This window comes from Candidatus Methylopumilus planktonicus (assembly GCF_000981505.1).
Lineage (GTDB): Bacteria > Pseudomonadota > Gammaproteobacteria > Burkholderiales > Methylophilaceae > Methylopumilus > Methylopumilus planktonicus.
Genome location: NZ_LN827929.1, coordinates 378,736 through 395,344, shown reverse-complemented (window position 1 = coordinate 395,344; position 16,609 = coordinate 378,736). Strand labels below are relative to the sequence as shown.

At 37.1% G+C, this 16,609-nt stretch carries 20 protein-coding genes; 11 read left to right on the top strand and 9 right to left on the bottom strand.

The features are described from left to right. Positions 1-5 precede the first annotated feature (5 nt). From BN1208_RS02180 to BN1208_RS02170, 3 genes are read right to left on the bottom strand one after another with little or no spacing between them, the layout of a single operon-like run. Positions 6-782: a 3'-5' exonuclease gene (locus BN1208_RS02180; RefSeq protein ID WP_046487452.1), complete on the bottom strand. Its 777-nt coding sequence runs from the start codon at positions 780-782 to the stop codon at positions 6-8. 4 nt (positions 783-786) lie between these two features. Continuing rightward, positions 787-1,668 (bottom strand): cysteine synthase CysM, encoded by an 882-nt coding sequence (gene cysM / locus BN1208_RS02175; protein WP_046487450.1) that lies wholly within the window; start codon positions 1,666-1,668, stop codon positions 787-789. Further along, entirely contained in the window at positions 1,668-2,168 is a 501-nt protein-coding gene (locus BN1208_RS02170; RefSeq protein ID WP_046487447.1) for a disulfide bond formation protein B, read from the bottom strand. Before BN1208_RS02170 ends, cysM begins: the two co-directional genes overlap by 1 nt. Before the next feature lie 64 nt (positions 2,169-2,232). Here BN1208_RS02170 and xseA point away from each other — a divergent pair, with 64 nt between their 5' ends. Genes xseA through prmB form a run of 7 tightly spaced genes read left to right on the top strand, consistent with a single transcriptional unit; the run spans position 2,233 to position 9,467 of the window. Next, the gene (xseA, locus tag BN1208_RS02165) at positions 2,233-3,462 is read left to right on the top strand and encodes an exodeoxyribonuclease VII large subunit (RefSeq protein WP_223259253.1); all 1,230 of its coding nucleotides are present in this window, start codon (positions 2,233-2,235) and stop codon (positions 3,460-3,462) included. Between the two features lie 33 nt (positions 3,463-3,495). Continuing rightward, entirely contained in the window at positions 3,496-5,376 is a 1,881-nt protein-coding gene (locus tag BN1208_RS02160; protein WP_046487445.1) for a potassium transporter Kup, read from the top strand. A gap of 2 nt (positions 5,377-5,378) precedes the next feature. Beyond that, the gene (locus BN1208_RS02155; RefSeq protein WP_046487442.1) at positions 5,379-6,194 is read left to right on the top strand and encodes a M48 family metallopeptidase; all 816 of its coding nucleotides are present in this window, start codon (positions 5,379-5,381) and stop codon (positions 6,192-6,194) included. Positions 6,195-6,244: 50 nt separating this feature from the next. Next, the gene (gene dapD, locus BN1208_RS02150) at positions 6,245-7,072 is read left to right on the top strand and encodes a 2,3,4,5-tetrahydropyridine-2,6-dicarboxylate N-succinyltransferase (protein WP_046487440.1); all 828 of its coding nucleotides are present in this window, start codon (positions 6,245-6,247) and stop codon (positions 7,070-7,072) included. Between the two features lie 3 nt (positions 7,073-7,075). Continuing rightward, complete coding sequence (locus BN1208_RS02145) at positions 7,076-7,438, top strand: Spx/MgsR family RNA polymerase-binding regulatory protein (protein WP_046487437.1); 363 nt, start codon at positions 7,076-7,078, stop codon at positions 7,436-7,438. Positions 7,439-7,443: 5 nt separating this feature from the next. Further along, the gene (gene dapE, locus BN1208_RS02140) at positions 7,444-8,571 is read left to right on the top strand and encodes a succinyl-diaminopimelate desuccinylase (RefSeq protein WP_046487434.1); all 1,128 of its coding nucleotides are present in this window, start codon (positions 7,444-7,446) and stop codon (positions 8,569-8,571) included. Beyond that, a complete protein-coding gene (gene prmB / locus BN1208_RS02135) occupies positions 8,568-9,467 on the top strand; it encodes a 50S ribosomal protein L3 N(5)-glutamine methyltransferase (RefSeq protein WP_046487431.1) in 900 nt (299 codons plus the stop codon). The genes dapE and prmB overlap by 4 nt, the downstream gene beginning before the upstream one ends. Here prmB and BN1208_RS02130 read toward each other — a convergent pair. The 6 genes from BN1208_RS02130 to BN1208_RS02105 form a co-directional block, all read right to left on the bottom strand. Continuing rightward, on the bottom strand, positions 9,464-10,438 hold the full coding sequence (locus BN1208_RS02130) for a pseudouridine synthase (RefSeq protein ID WP_052734613.1): 975 nt from the start codon (positions 10,436-10,438) through the stop codon (positions 9,464-9,466). The two genes, prmB and BN1208_RS02130, sit on opposite strands and share 4 nt — an antisense overlap. A 30-nt stretch (positions 10,439-10,468) precedes the next feature. After that, positions 10,469-11,020: an SMC-Scp complex subunit ScpB gene (gene scpB, locus BN1208_RS02125; RefSeq protein ID WP_046487429.1), complete on the bottom strand. Its 552-nt coding sequence runs from the start codon at positions 11,018-11,020 to the stop codon at positions 10,469-10,471. Between the two features lie 3 nt (positions 11,021-11,023). Then, positions 11,024-11,815 (bottom strand): segregation and condensation protein A, encoded by a 792-nt coding sequence (locus BN1208_RS02120; RefSeq protein WP_046487427.1) that lies wholly within the window; start codon positions 11,813-11,815, stop codon positions 11,024-11,026. Continuing rightward, complete coding sequence (locus BN1208_RS02115; protein WP_046487425.1) at positions 11,815-13,014, bottom strand: tryptophan--tRNA ligase; 1,200 nt, start codon at positions 13,012-13,014, stop codon at positions 11,815-11,817. The genes BN1208_RS02120 and BN1208_RS02115 overlap by 1 nt, the downstream gene beginning before the upstream one ends. Positions 13,015-13,031: 17 nt before the next feature. Then, entirely contained in the window at positions 13,032-13,670 is a 639-nt protein-coding gene (locus BN1208_RS02110; protein WP_046487423.1) for a site-2 protease family protein, read from the bottom strand. A 68-nt stretch (positions 13,671-13,738) separates the two neighbouring features. Then, entirely contained in the window at positions 13,739-14,584 is an 846-nt protein-coding gene (locus BN1208_RS02105; protein WP_046487420.1) for a 3',5'-nucleoside bisphosphate phosphatase, read from the bottom strand. 87 nt (positions 14,585-14,671) lie between these two features. Between BN1208_RS02105 and BN1208_RS02100 the strand changes: the two genes are divergently transcribed. The 4 genes from BN1208_RS02100 to BN1208_RS02085 are packed head-to-tail and all read left to right on the top strand — an operon-like array spanning position 14,672 to position 16,586. Continuing rightward, positions 14,672-15,199 (top strand): septation protein A, encoded by a 528-nt coding sequence (locus tag BN1208_RS02100; protein ID WP_046487418.1) that lies wholly within the window; start codon positions 14,672-14,674, stop codon positions 15,197-15,199. 1 nt (position 15,200) lies between these two features. Continuing rightward, complete coding sequence (locus tag BN1208_RS02095; protein WP_046487415.1) at positions 15,201-15,500, top strand: YciI family protein; 300 nt, start codon at positions 15,201-15,203, stop codon at positions 15,498-15,500. A gap of 6 nt (positions 15,501-15,506) precedes the next feature. Next, the gene (locus BN1208_RS02090) at positions 15,507-15,755 is read left to right on the top strand and encodes a BolA family protein (RefSeq protein ID WP_046487412.1); all 249 of its coding nucleotides are present in this window, start codon (positions 15,507-15,509) and stop codon (positions 15,753-15,755) included. Between the two features lie 36 nt (positions 15,756-15,791). Next, positions 15,792-16,586 carry a peptidylprolyl isomerase gene (locus BN1208_RS02085; RefSeq protein ID WP_082092821.1) on the top strand — a complete coding sequence of 265 codons (795 nt, stop codon included), beginning with the start codon at positions 15,792-15,794 and terminating at the stop codon, positions 16,584-16,586. Positions 16,587-16,609: the final 23 nt, after the last annotated feature.

The window sequence follows — 16,609 nt, the reverse complement described above, 5'->3', positions numbered from 1 at the left end:
AATGTCTAAGATTTCCATGCGGACAGGAATTCATCCCAATAATCTTTTTGGTATTCTTGAATTGTATTTCTAACTAAATTAATTTCAGACTCATATTCATTTTGGTTAAGATGGCCTCTGATCAATTGAAATTTAAGATATACAAGATAAGTATTGGCGACATCAGTTTCACAATAATCTCTAATTGATTGAATGTCTCCTTGTCTGTATGTATCCCAAACTTTACCGCCATCCATACCTAACTTGCCTGGGAAGCCACACAGCTTTGCAATATCATCTAGGGGCGCGTTATTTTTACCTTGAAACATCGCTAAAAATTCCATTAAATCCGTATGGCGCGTGTGATATCGACTTAAATAATTATTCCATTTAAAATCTTTATCTATTTCACCCATGTCTAGATACTTGGATGCATTAATGCCATGCATTAACGCTCTATAATTTAATACAGGAAGATCAAACCCTGAGCCATTCCAAGATACAAGGGTGGGTGTATATTTATCAATGCCATCAAAAAAACGTTGGATGACTTCTTCTTCAGGATCATCAACCTCCCCAAGCGTCCAAATCTTTAACTGGTCTTTTTCTCTAAGGACACACGAGATAGCTACAATTTTTTGAAGATGGTGCTGCAGGAAATCAGAGCCGTTTTTTTGTCTTCTTTTATAAAGAGCTACATTGACGACATCATCATCAGATAAATTTTTCTCTAAGGTATATAAAGATCTAATGCCTTGAATGTCAGGAATGGTTTCAATATCAAAAACTAAAATAGGAATCAATGCATTAACTCAAGAATAAATTAGAAGATAGATAACGGTCACCGCGATCACAAGCAATAGAAACAATGACGGCATCTTTATTTGTTTTTGCGATTTTCAGTGCAACATAAAGTCCGCCACCTGTCGATGCACCAGAAAAAATACCTTCTTCTTTTGCAAGTCGTCTCGCAGTCTCTTCTGCATGTTGCTGTGAAACATATTCAATGTGATCAATATTTTTTGCGCTGTATATTTTCGGCAAATAGGCTTCTGGCCATTTACGTATGCCTGGAATCTGAGCACCCTCTTCTGGCTGTACACCAATAATTTGAATATTCTTATTTTTTTCTTTTAAGAATTGCGAAGTACCTACAATCGTACCTGTGGTTCCCATGCTCGCAATAAAGTGTGTGACACGGCCCTTTGTATCTTTCCAAATTTCAGGACCTGTCGTCTCATAATGCGCTTTAGGATTGTCAAGATTACTGAATTGATCTAGTACAAAACCCTTACCTTCTTTTTGCATTTTTAAGGCAATATCTCTGGCAAGCTCCATACTGCCCTCTTTTGAAGTCAGAATAAATTCTGCGCCAAATGCTTTCATAGTTTGCCGTCTTTCAATGGTTTGATTTTCCGGCATGACCAGAATCATTTTGTAACCTTTCATCGCAGCCACCATAGCAAGCGCTATACCTGTATTCCCAGATGTAGCTTCAATGAGTGTGTCACCAGGTTTAATGTCGCCCCTTAATTCAGCGTTATGAATCATAGAAAAAGCAGCCCTGTCTTTGACTGAGCCGGCAGGATTATTCCCTTCCAACTTTAAGTGGATGGCACCGCTTGAATTTCCGTGCATCCGCTGCAAAGCAACGAGTGGTGTATTTCCAATAAAATCTTCTAATTGCATTACTTTAAATTCATCCTAAATAAAAAAACGGTATATACAAAAAATGATATGAATCCGATTAAAGCTAATTCAGGGATCGTAAGGCCTAACAAAGTCCAATCAATATGTGAGCAGTCGCCTGTCCCTTTAAAAAGCAAATTCAAAGCTTTTGAGAATGGGAAATTTTCAAACATATAATTTAAATCAACACCACATTCATTTGGCGCGCTAATAGCTTTTGATTGGATCAAGATATGTTTAAATGAAAATACCATGCCCGTGATTGAAGTTATAGATAAAACGACTAAAGATAACTTTTTAATTAAATAAGTAGGCCTAATGAATGCATTGATTAAAAAAAGTAACCCCAGCACCATAAAAATAATCCTCTGGGTCACACATAAAGGACATGGTTCGAGGTTGAATTTGTTTTGAATGAAGACTGCTAATGCAACTAAAAAATAAGCAGCAATAAAAGCAATTAAATGGGCTTGTCTATGTGATAAAAAAAATTTCTTCAATTAAAGCTCTTTAGTTATTCATTAACTCTATAATGAAGATAATTGTAACGGATATCCTTCTAGTTTGATTAATTCAACTCCAATAAATACCCCCAAACCTAACGAAGCCAGGGTTTTTTCTGTCAAAGAAATTAATCGTCTTGTAAGGGAGCTCCTTGAGCAGAGCTTTCCCTCATTTTGGATTTCAGGTGAAATCTCTAATTTCATAAGCGCATCTTCTGGACACTGGTACTTTTCTCTTAAAGATGATGAAGCTCAAGTCCGTTGTACCATGTTTAAAAATAAAAATATGGCAACGGATTGGATGCCTAAAAATGGCGAAAAGATTGAAGCAAAATGTTTTATCGGTTTATATGAGGCCCGGGGCGAATATCAACTCAATATTGAGTCAATTAGGCATGCAGGTGCGGGGCTTTTATCAGAAGCATTCAATCAATTAAAAGAAAAACTCCTGAAAGAAGGTCTTTTTGAGGATTCTCGCAAAAAATCAATACCTCAATTTCCTAAATCTATTGGTGTCATTACGTCGCCCACAGGGGCCGCGATCGAAGATATTTTAATTACACTTAAAAGACGAAGTCCACATATTCCAGTCATTATTTATCCTAGTCTCGTTCAGGGTAAAGAAGCGCCTCTAGCGCTTGTGAAAGCCATTGAAACTGCAAATATAAGGCAAGAATGTGATGTGCTGATCTTAGCGCGGGGTGGAGGTTCGATTGAAGACTTATGGGCATTTAATGAGGAAATCTTAGTGCGAGCGATTGTTGCATCAAAAATACCTACAATTACAGGTGTTGGGCATGAAACTGATACAACTATAGCTGATTTTGTTTCGGACTTAAGAGCCCCAACGCCAACAGGAGCTGCTGAACTCGTTACAAGTCATAGTGTCGAACTTATCAAAACAATTCAGATTTATAAAAACCAATTAAATAAAGTCATGGCAGTTCTTATTCGAGAAGTGATGCAGAAAATTGATTACCTAGAAAAGCGTCTTATATCGCCTCACCAACACATTCAACGACAAAAAGAACAGATTCATCAATATATACAGAGGATTAATCAAAGTATGAAGAATACTTTGATCCAATATCGTTTGCACATCGATAAATTAAAATTAAACTTGGATCACTTAAGCCCTCATGCTGTTTTATCAAGAGGCTATTCCATCATTACAAATGTGGAAGGCCAGGTTGTAAATAATGTAGCCCAGTTAAAGCTTAATGATAAAATCCATATTCAACTAAACCATGGGCAAGCTGACGCAAATATTTCAGATCTCAAAGATCAATAATTTTAGATTGATTTAAAAAAAACTGACGCACACATGGAAGATAAAAAAAATCAAAAAGCTTCTCTAGCTACACTCTCACTTTCAGCATTAGGTGTTGTATTTGGTGATATTGGCACAAGCCCGCTATACACTATGAAAGAAGTTTTTTCTCTCAGTAAACATCCTGTCGCGCTTACCGAGTTTAACGTCCTTGGCATACTGTCCCTTATTTTTTGGTCGCTCATTATGATTGTGTCAGCTAAATATGTTGCCTTTATTATGCGTGCTGACAATAGAGGTGAAGGGGGCATTATGGCTCTTCTCTCTCTTGCTAATAAAAATGCGCCCAGTGGCAATAAAAGAAATTTGATTATGATTTTAGGTATTCTTGGGGCATGTATGTTTTATGCAGACGGAATGATTACTCCTGCAATTTCTGTTTTATCTGCGATCGAAGGTCTTGAGGTTGTTGCGCCTTCTTTAAGCCATCTTATTATTCCTATAACTCTTGTAGTGTTATTTATTTTATTTTACGCACAAAGTAAAGGGACGAATGTTGTGGGCACTTTCTTTGGCCCTATTATGTTTTTTTGGTTCTTAACGCTCGCGCTATTGGGAATTATTAATATTGCACAGGAGCCACATGTTCTCTCAGCTATTAATCCATTGTATGCATTTCATTTCTTCCAGCTATCGCCAATGGTTGCATTCGTAGCATTAGGCGCGGTCGTTTTATCTGTCACCGGCGCTGAGGCACTTTATGCAGATATGGGGCATTTTGGACGTAAGCCAATTAGGCTTGCATGGTTTATTTTTGTACTTCCAGCGCTTACATTAAATTACTTTGGACAAGGCGCATTAATTATTAGCAACCCTGAAAATATTAAAAATCCCTTTTATCTCATGGCGCCTGAATTTCTTGTCATACCTCTTATTATTTTAGCAACGCTCGCAGCAATCATTGCTTCACAAGCTGTCATTACAGGCGCTTTCTCAGTCTCAAGACAAGCACTTCTGTTAGGATTTCTGCCAAGAATGCATGTCGAACATACTTCTGAAAATCAAGAAGGGCAAATTTACCTCCCAAGAATTAATTGGCTCTTAATGATTGCAGTTATGGCTTTAGTTGTGACCTTCAAAAGCTCTGGGAATCTTGCAGGGGCTTATGGTATTGCAGTCACAGGTGATATGGTGATCTCGACACTTCTCGCAAGCTTTGTGTTCTATGAAGTATGGAAATGGAATTCCATAAAGACAGTTATTTTCATGGCAATCTTTTTAATAATCGATCTTGCATTCTTTAGTGCAAATATTTTAAAAATACCTGATGGTGGCTGGTTTCCAATTTTGATTGGCTCTGTGATTTTTATTTTAATGACTACCTGGAAAAAGGGACGTGCAATTCTTTACAAAATACTCAAAGGTGAGGCTATTGAAATTAATTCATTCATTACCTCTATTGGAACTAACCCTCCCCCTCGGGTGGAAGGTACAGCAATATTTTTAACGCCCAATCCAGATGGTGTGCCTCATGCCTTATTTCATAACCTCAAGCATAATAAAGTTATCCATGAAAAAGTTATTATTCTGACCGTTATGTTTATGGACTACCCTCATTCACTTAAAAAAGATCTTGTGACTGTTGAAAAATTACCTCACGATTTTTATAAAGTGACTGTGAAATATGGATTTAAAGATGAGCCTGACTTACCTAAAGACCTTGCCCTGCACGCTAAAAATGGTATCAATATTGACCCAATGAATAGCTCTTACTTTATTGGTAAGGAAATTTTATTGGCAACACCAAAAGAAAATATGAACTATTGGAGAAAGAAATTGTTTATAGGTTTATTTAGAAGTGCAGAAACAATTACCAATCAATTTAAACTGCCACCCAACCGTGTGGTTGAGCTAGGAAGCCAAGTATTATTTTAAGAATGAAATATAGCATTTTATTTTTATTAGCCCTTCTTATCTCGGGCTGTGCTTCAACAACTCTAAAAAATCAATCAGGCGTAGATAGGAAACAACTATTGCTTATGCCTCAATCTATGGTGGCAGGAATAGCAAGTGATAGCTACCGAGGTGCACTTCAAGCAGCGAGTAAAAAAAATAAACTCAATGTCGATTCTTTTCAAGTCAAGCGTGTCAAGAGAATTAGTAATAGACTCATTGCCAATGCAAATTATTTTAAACCCGAAGCGAGTCAATGGGCATGGGAAGTCAATGTTGAAGACAGTGACGAAGTAAATGCTTATTGTATGCCTGGGGGGAAAATCATGGTTTACTCAGGTCTCATTCGAAAGCTCAAAGCAACGGATGATGAATTAGCAGCTGTGATAGGGCATGAAATCTCTCACGCACTTCGCGAACACGGACGAGAAAGAATGTCGACTGCCGCCATTCAACAGTTTGGTTTAATTGGATTTGCAGCTTATATTTCTAATACAACCAATCGAAATAGAGCTAATGCCACAATGCAAGCGGCCTCATTGGGTGCCACCCTCTTTTTCGCTCTCCCTAATAGTCGCACGCAAGAAAGAGAGGCTGACGCTATTGGCTTAGAGCTTGCTGCAAGATCTGGCTTTGACCCTTTTGCTGCAGTAACTTTATGGGAAAAAATGAAACAACAAAACACAAAAAAACCACCTGAATTTTTAAGCACTCACCCATCGGACGATAATCGTATTAAGGATCTCACCGAACTTGCCTATCAATTAAAACCTCTTTACGAATCAAACAGACCGCGCTAATTACATTAGACTTTAATGTAAAATACTGTTTTAACTAAAAAAATACTCTCATGGACCAATTAAAATCAATTATCGAAAATGCTTTTGAAACAAGAGCTGAAATCAACCCAAAAAATGCACCTAAAGAAATTAAAGATGCTGTGGATGAAGTCCTTATCAGCTTAAATAATGGATCGCTTCGAGTCGCAACACGTATTAAAGATTCCCAAGAATGGGAAACGCATCAATGGATTAAAAAAGCGGTGCTTCTCTCTTTTAGACTCTACGATAACGAAGTAATGAAGAGTGGTTATACAAATTACTTTGATAAAGTACATTCTAAATTTGCTAACTTCACAGATGAAGATTTTAAAGCGGGTGGCTATCGCGTTGTGCCAAACGCTATTGCAAGACGCGGTTCATTTATTGGTAAAAATGTTGTACTAATGCCTTCTTATGTCAATATCGGGGCTTATGTAGACGAAGGTACGATGGTTGATACATGGGCAACGGTTGGTTCATGTGCACAAATTGGTAAGAACGTTCACCTTTCAGGTGGTGTTGGTATTGGTGGAGTGCTAGAGCCTATTCAAGCAGGTCCAACTATTATTGGTGATAATTGCTTTATTGGCGCTCGATCCGAAGTGGTCGAAGGCGTTGTGGTTGAAGATAATGCAGTAATTTCTATGGGTGTCTATATAGGCCAGTCTACTAAGATCTATGATCGTGAAACAGGAGAAGTGACTTACGGTCGCATTCCCAAGGGCTCTGTTGTAGTCTCAGGAAACCTCCCTTCAAAAGATGGCTCTTATAGTCTATATTGCGCAGTGATTGTAAAAAAGGTAGATGAAAAAACGCTTGGTAAGGTTGGTATTAACGAGTTACTTAGAGGCATCTAAATCATGATGGTGTATGGCATTAAAAATTGCAGCACTGTCAAAAAAGCATTAACTTGGTTTGATAGCCATCAAATTAATTATGACTTTTACGATCTCAAAAAAGATGTGTTAAATGTAGCTACTTTGACTGCATGGTTTAAAAAGTTACCAGATCATTTAACTTGGGATATGCTAATTAATAAATCTGGTATGACATGGAGAAATCTTACAGACCGAGAGAAAAAACTCGCTGACAAACAAGAAACTGCCATTCAATTAATTATAGAAAAACCAACGGTAATGAAAAGACCTTTGGTAGCCATCGATAAGAAAGTAGTATCACTTGGGTTTGATGAATCAGTATTTCAACAACTATTTAAAAAATAAAAAAAATGACTAGAACGCTAGAGCTTGCTAAAAATTTAATTGCTAGAAAATCTAATACGCCAGATGATGCTGGCTGCCAAGATTTGCTTATTAGCCTCTTGGAGCCCTTAGGTTTTAAATGCGAGAAAATTAAATCAGGTAATGTAGAAAACTTGTATGCGCGCAAAGGTACTGAAGCACCTTTCTTTGTTTTTGCAGGTCATACAGATGTTGTACCTAGCGGCCCAGTTGATCAATGGATATCACCACCCTTTGAACCCACGATCAAGGATGACAAGCTTTATGGTCGAGGCGCTGCGGATATGAAAACATCTATTGCAGCCTTTATTGTTTCTATTGAAGAATTTTTAAAAGAAACTAAAGGCTTTAAAGGCTCGATTGGATTAATTATCACTTCTGATGAAGAAGGTGTTGCAGTTGATGGTACTGTTAAAGTGGTGGAGCTTCTTAAGGAGAGAAATGAAAGAATTGATTTCTGTCTTGTGGGCGAACCGACTTCACATCTGAAATTCGGCGACATGATTAAAAATGGCAGAAGAGGATCGCTTTCAGCAAAACTTACCGTAAAAGGTATCCAAGGCCATATTGCCTATCCCCATTTAGTAAAAAATCCTATTCATATGGTTGCGCCCGCCATTACAGATTTAGTGAATATGTCCTGGGATGAAGGTAACGAATATTTCCCTAAGACATCGTGGCAAATTTCAAATATCAAAGGTGGAACAGGTGCTACAAATGTTGTTCCTGGTGAAGTAGATATTCTTTTTAATTTTAGGTATTCAACAGCAAGTACCGCTGAAAATTTAAAAGAAAGAGCGCACGCGATTTTAGATAAGCATAAACTTGATTACGTTATTGATTGGGAATACTCAGGCAATCCTTATTTAACAAAAAAAGGAAGACTTGTAGAGATATTATCAGATGCCATTAAGGAAACTGTTGGTATCACGCCTGAGCTATCGACAACAGGTGGCACTTCAGATGGACGTTTTATTGCGAATATTAGTGATCAAGTCGTTGAGTTTGGACCGCTCAATGCCACGATTCATAAAATCAATGAATGTATTGATGTAAAAGATATTGAACCACTTAAAAATATTTACAAGCTTACGCTTCACAAGATTCTCACTTGACCCAAACGCAACTATTTAAAGAACTTTTTTCAATACGCGATTGGCTAAGATATGCTGTTAGTCGATTTGAGAGTTCTGATATATTTTTCGGCCATGGCACCTCAAATGCATATGACGAAGCCGTCTGGCTCATTTTTGGCTTTCTTCATTTACCACACGACACAATAGAAAACTTTTTAGATGCTCACATCACGAGTAAAGAAAAAAAAGATTTGCTATTTTTGATTGAAAAAAGAGTTAATGATAAAGTCCCGACAGCTTACTTGCTTAATGAAGCATGGTTGAGAGATTATAAATTTTATGTCGATGAACGTGTGATCATTCCTAGGTCTTTAATAGCGGAATCATTAAGCGAAAATCTTTACCCATGGATTGATGATCCCGAAATAATTTATAGCGCACTTGACTTATGTACCGGAAGTGGTTGCTTAGGTATCATGATGGCACACAGCTTCCAGAACGCTGAGATTGATCTTGTTGACCTATCCGACAAAGCATTACAGGTAGCCCAAATCAATGTGGATCAGTATGGATTAGATGACCGTATCGAATTAATCCGATCTGATTTATTTGATGCACTGAAGGGAAAGAAATATGACCTGATAATTTCGAACCCTCCTTATGTCAATGAAGCTTCTGTTAAAAACTTTCCTATGGAGTTCTTAAAAGAACCTAGTTTGGCACTTGGAAGCGGGGACGACGGGTTAGATCATACAATTAGAATTATTCATGAAGCTAAGGAGTATCTTAACGACGGCGGCATGCTCATTGTTGAAATTGGTCACAACAAAGAAGCTTTGTTGGATAAATTTCCAGCGCTTGAATTTCAGTGGCTGGATGTTTCTTTAGGTAATGATTTTGTATTTATGCTACAAAAATCTCAGCTATCTCATTAGATTTTTTTAATATCTAAATTACTTCTAATTCTTCTCTTGATTGGTTTTTTTCCAATTTTTTTAATTTTTTTCTCTAGGATTGCTTTTCGATCAAGCTTAACTTTAGGTGCATAAGGTGATGGGTGTGCATGCTTTTTACGTGCCTTAACTTTAACGAGGCTTTCATTGCGGCTCACTATAGAGAAAGGCATGTCGAGCCATTTTAAAATTTTCTCAACTTCCTTAACTTCAAGTTCTAACATCATGCCTCTTTTTACGCGTGAGGGGAGTGACACAGAACCAAACCTGGTTCGAATAAGACGACTTACCGGAAGATTGAAATGTTCAAATAAGCGTCTTACTTCTCGATTTCTACCTTCCATAAGGATGACTTGGTACCAACGATTAGCCCCCTCGCCACCTTGATAACGAATTTCATCGAATTTCGCTAGACCGTCTTCCAATTTAACACCAGATTTTAATTGTGATATTTGCTCTTCAGTTAATTCACCAAAGATACGGACAGCATATTCACGTTCAATTTCAAATTTTGGATGCATAAGACGGTTAGCAAGATCGCCTGAAGTAGTAAACATGAGTAGACCTGAAGTGTTGATATCAAGACGCCCTATAGAAATCCATTTTTCATTTTTAATTCTAGGTAGCTTTGAAAATACTGTGGTTCTTTTTTGTGGGTCACTTACTGAAACAATCTCACCTTCAGGTTTGTGATAAATAAGAATTTTAGGAAATTTTAAATCAAAGAAAAGATGGATGGTCTTTCCATCAATCTTGATAACATCATGCTCATGGATTAATTGTCCTAATGTTGCTGGACTATCATTCACATGCACACGGCCTGCTTCAATATATTTTTCCATTTCTCGCCTGGAACCAATTCCAGATTGAGCAAGGAGCTTATGTAAGCGCTGAGTTTTAGATAGGCTAGGGGTCTTTCTTTCTTTAACTGAGTCTTGATCTTGTGAACGCATAAAATGCTTTAAGTCACCAATGACTTAAAATTAAACATTCAAGGGAATTTCATTTTGAAGGAAACTTTCAATATCAGGAAGCTCAGATAAAGATCTCAAATTAAAATCATTTAAAAAATGTTTTGTTGTCGCATATAAAGAAGGTCTGCCCGGCACTTCTTTTTGACCAATCACATCAATCCAGTCTCTTTCTTGAAGTTGTCTAATAGCATTCGGATTGAGTGCCACACCTCTAATTTCTTCTATGTCGCCACGTGTCACTGGCTGCCTATAAGCTACAATCGCTAACACCTCCATGACAGCGCGGCTATATTTAGCCAATCTTTCTGGGTTTAATCTCATTAAGTAACTTGAGTATTCATCTCTCGCTTTAAAACGATAGCCCGAGGCTACAAGAACCAATTCCATAGTGCGATCTTGCCATTCTGTTTTGAGTTCATCTAATAACATTCTTAATGTAGATCGCTCAATTTTTTCTGAAAATAATTTTTGCAAATCGTCTAAAGATAGAGGATTGGCACTCGTTAACAATGCGACCTCTAGTATTTGTTTAATTTTTGATATGTTATTTAAGTCTGTCATGACCTAGTTGATCTGTAATTTAATATAGATGGGAGAAAAACTTTCTTGCTGGGTAATTTTTATAAGTCGCTCTCTTGCTAATTCTAATATAGCTAAGAAACATACAACTAACTTTTGAACTCTATCTTCAGCTACATTAAATAATGATGAAAACTCTACAAACTCTTCTTTTTGAAGTTTTCTTAAAATCATTGTCATGTGCTCTCTTACAGAAAGTTCATTGCGAGCAACTTTATGCACCTCAAAATGTTTTGCCCGATTTAAAATATTTTTCCACGCTGAAAATATTTCATCACTTGATACGTCAGGATAGGTAATTTCTGTAATTTTTTCAAAATACGCGTTAGCGACATAAAGATCAACACCGACCTGCGGCATTTGTGTAAGCTTTTCAGAGGCTATTTTGATGAGCTCATACTCCATAAGTCTTCGAACAAGCTCAGCGCGGGGATCTTGTTCTGTATCAACCTCAGCTGCCCTCTTAGGTAATAACATTCTTGATTTAATTTCAATCAAGACTGCTGACATAAGTAAGTAATCTGCAGCTAACTCAAGTTTAATTTCTTTCATCTTCTCTACATAATCCATGTACTGAATTGTCAAAGCAGCCATCGGTATATCGAGAATATCTAGGTTGTGTTTTCTAATAAGATATAGAAGAAGATCGAGCGGTCCTTCAAAAGCTTCCAAATAAATTTCTAAAGCATCTGGAGGAATATAAAGATCTTGAGGTAATACCTCAATATTCTCTCCATGAATTTTCCCAATAGCGGCTATTTGAACTTCTTGATTCATCAGTAATTCAACCCCATGGCTTCTCTTACTTCTCGCATAGTTTCTCTCGCGAGTTTTTTAGCTTTTTCACAACCCTCGGCTACGATATTTTTCACGAGATCAGGATCTTCAATGTAATGAAATGCTCTTTCTTGAATAGGTTTAAGTTCTTTATTAATTGCATCAATCACAGGCTGTTTACATTCAATACATCCTATTTTAGCTTCTTTACATCCAGTTTCAACCCAAGCTTTAACTTCATCGCTTGAATACACTTGATGCAACTGCCATACAGGACAGTGATTTGGATTGCCAGGATCATTTCTTCTAATGCGAGCGGGATCGGTTGGCATGGTTTTAATTTTTTTCTCAACAGATTCAGGCGACTCTCTTAAGGCAATAGTGTTGTTATATGATTTAGACATTTTTTGACCGTCCAAACCAATCATCTTAGATGCAGGCGCTAATTTATATTCAGGCTCAACTAAAATCATTTTGCCGCCGCCCTCTAAAAAGCCTAACAACCTTTCTTTGTCTCCCAAACTTAAACCCTGATGCTCTTCAATTAATACCTGAGCCGAGTCCAGTGCCTCTTGGTCGCCATTTTCTTGATACGCTGTTTTCATCTCCATATAGAGACTACTTTTTTTAGAGCCTAATTTTTTAATTGCTTCCTCAGCCTTTTCAACAAATCCCGTTTCTTTGCCATAGAGGTGATTAAAGCGTCTTGCAATTTCTCGAGTAAATTCTATGTGAGGAATTTGATCTTCACCGACAGGTACTTGTGTTGCTTTGTAAATTAAAATGTCTGCACTTTGTAATAATGGATAACCTAAAAATCCATAGGTCGACAAATCTTTAGATGATAATTTTTCCTGCTGGTCTTTATAGGTTGGCACTCTCTCGAGCCAACCTAAGGGTGTAATCATAGAAAGCAAAGTATGAAGTTCGGCATGCTCAGGTACTTTAGACTGAATAAAAATAGTTGCTGTTGCTGGATCTACCCCTGCTGCAATCCAATCCACAACCATCTCCCACACATTCTCTTCAATAATTTCAGGAGAGTCGTAATGTGTCGTGAGTGCATGCCAATCTGCCACAAAGAATAAACATTCAAATTCATGTTGAAGATTAATCCAATTTTTCAATACTCCATTGAAGTGGCCCAAATGAAGATTGCCTGTTGGTCGCATGCCAGATATAACGCGTTCAATAGCCATAACCTATACCTGAGCTCCTAAGCAAATATCCATAAAATTAGACTTTGGCTAATTTGGATGAGTGGAAAAATAATTAAATCAAGTATGTGGGTCATTAATAAAATAATTAAAATTAAAAAGCCGTATCGCTCAACTTGTGCATACTTATATGCCAAATGATCAGGCAATAAACTCACAGCAATTCTTCCTCCATCAAGTGGCGGGAGTGGGATTAAATTTAATATCATCAAGGATAAATTAATACTCATGCCCGCAATACCCATTTGCTGAACAAATAAAGTCATCGATTCAGGAAAGTAAGCGCTTCGGCCAAATAAAATCGCCCAGAAGATCGCCATAATTAAATTTGAAAAAGGTCCAGCAGCTGCTACCCAAAGCATATCTTGTTTGGGATGGCGTAAATTCATAAAATTAACCGGAACAGGCTTAGCCCATCCAAATAAAACGCCCCCCAATAATACGGTTAAGGCTGGGAGAATAATGGTACCAATGGGATCAATATGTCTTAATGGATTAAGGCTGATTCTGTTTTGCTTATAGGCGGTTAAATCGCCAAAATACTTCGCAACATAGCCGTGGGCTGCCTCATGAACCGTAATCGCAAAAATGATGGGGAGTGCGTAAACGGCAACTTTTTGTATAGCGGTTAATTCCATATATAGAATATCATTCTATTTGAATATTCTTATATTCATTCAAGAAATATGTGTTTTTAAGAAAAAATTTAGTTCAGTAAGGCATTGACTTCATTCCAACTTTTCCATATCGGAATGCATGTTTCGGGGATTTTTGGCAAAGACCCCATCTCCCTGTAAGAAATGCCTGGTCCATGATAGTCAGAACCTGTGGATGCAAGGAATTCAAACTCTTCTGCAATTTTTGCAATTTTTAAAGACTGCTCTGTCGTATGGCTTCCCGAAATCACTTCAATACCTTGACCACCCAACTCTTTGAATTCATTTAAAAATGCTAAAAGATTATTTTTACCTAAATCATATCTTGCAGGGTGGGCGATAGCTGCAATGCCACCACTTGTATGAATCCATGAAAGCGCATTTTCTAGGCTCGTCCAGGTGTGCTCAATAAAACCTGGCTTACCTTTCACGAGATAATTTTTGAATACGGTTTTGACATCTTTGGCATGCCCTGTTTCTACTAAAAATCTTGCAAAATGGGTACGACCTAAAATGCCTGATTTTGCATATTTTAATGCCCCCTCTAAGCTCCCTTTAATTCCCACCTGATCGAGTGAATGTGCCATTTGTTTCGCTCTCTCAAAACGCCCTTGTCTAATAGAAGCAAGTCCTTGCAGTAGTGTTTTATTTTGAGAGTCCACATTCAATCCTACGATATGAATCGTGTCTCTTTTCCATGTCACTGAAATTTCAACACCGTGAACTAAATGCATGCCTAATAATTTTGCTTCTGATGCGGCCTCCGTCAATCCCTCTACATCATCATGGTCAGTTAAAGAAAGTACTTTAATACCTTTAGAGTGGGCATGCTTAACAAGACCGCTTGGGGTTAATAACCCATCAGATATAGTAGAATGTGAGTGAAGATCAATCATGAATATTCAGTATTTCAATATGAACTACCATAGTATCAGATAGTCTTTAGCAAAGATAATTAACGAAGTCTTGGGATAATTTTACAAATGAAATTTCTATTCGATCTATTTCCTGTCATCCTTTTTTTTATTGCATATAAATTTTCAGACATTTATACCGCGACACTGGTCGTCATTGGCGCCACATTCTTCCAAGTGATTTATAGCAAACTCGTTCATAAGAGAGTGGATAAGTTACTTATATTTAATGCGGTATTGATCAGTGTATTAGGTGGCACTACTTTATGGCTTCATGATGCAAATTTTATTAAATGGAAACCTAGTATTTTGTATTGGCTATTATCATGCGCACTTTTATTTTTTCAATTTTTCAAAAGAAAGAATCTTGTTAAAAATCTTATGGGAAAACAAATTCAACTGACTGAAAAAACGTGGTACCAAATCAATATCACTTCTGCTTTATTTTTTGGAGTCTTAGGCGCGCTCAATCTTTATGTCGCTTTTAATTTTTCAGAAAGTACGTGGGTTAATTTTAAATTATTTGGCATTACAGGACTTATCATGTGCTATGCCATCTTTATTGGTGTTTTAGCATCAAGAGCAAATCGTAAATAATATGTTTTACGCCATCATCGCCAAAGACCATCAACACAGCCTCGATAAAAGAACGGCATATAGGCCGGCACATTTAGCGCGCATTAAAGTACTGCAAGATCAAGGTAAGCTTCTACTCGCAGGGCCCTTCCCTGCCATTGATTCAATCGACCCAGGCTTAGATGGTTTCACAGGTAGTTTGATTGTAGCTGAATTTATATCACTTAATGAAGCGATCCTCTGGGCGCATGAAGACCTTTTTTATACTTCAGGTGTTTACGCTTCTATTGAAGTGAAACCTTTTAGAAAAACACTTCCTTAAATATTTATGCTTCAAGATCTCATTAAAGAAAGACTCGCATTCTTAGAGCCGACACATCTAAACCTTAAAGATTTAAGCGATCTTCATAAAGGTCATAAAGGTAATACGGGTGGCGGTCATTTCGATTTGGAAATTACTAGTTCGCATTTTTTAGGAAAATCAACGATAATGAGGCATCGCCTTGTATACGAAGCGCTTAAAGATTTAATTCCTCATAAAATTCATGCATTAAGTATCAAAGCTGATTTGCCTTAAGGAATCACTCTTCAATATTAATAACTAAGGAGCTTTATGTTTTCTTTTATCAAAACCTTCGTTTTTGTTTTACTTATCCAGCTTGGAAATTTAGCTCAAGCAGCTGATTTAAATATTTCAGTGAATGGAAAGCCTATCAAAAAAAATCTATATGATTTTGTAGTAAAAGACCTTGAAAGTCGCGGTCAAAAAATGGATGACAATCTTAACAGTATGATTGTGAATCGTATGATTGCCATGGAGCTCATTAACCAAGAAGCTGAAAGAACAGGTTTAAGTAAAGATGCAAACTATCTTTTAAAAGAAGAGCTAGCGCGTAGAGAAATGTTATACAACACATTCTTACAAAGTTATGTTCAAAAAAATCCTATTTCAGAATCTGATATTAAAAATGCGTATGAGCAATATAAGAAAGACTTAGGCACTCAAGAGTTCAATGCAAAACATATTCTTGTAGCAAGTGAACAAGAAGCTAAAGACGTGATTGCTGAACTGAATAAAGGTGGCAACTTTAGCAAAATCGCTAAGGACAAATCAAAAGACTCGGGCTCAAAAGATAAAGGTGGTGACCTAGGCTGGTTCCCAGCTAACTCAATGGTTAAACCGTTTGCTGATACACTCACTTCACTTAAAAAAGGTAGCTTCACAACAGCGCCTGTGCAAACGCAATTTGGCTGGCATGTGATCAAATTGGAAGATACAAGAGCCCTTCTAGCTCCTGAATTTGATAAAGTAAAAGAAGGTTTAGCTAAAACACTTCAACAAAAGCAACTTGATAAGCTTGTATTAGATCTCAAAGCAAAAGCGAAGATTGTGGATAACCGTAAATAAAGAAGTTACCCTCAGAAACCTCA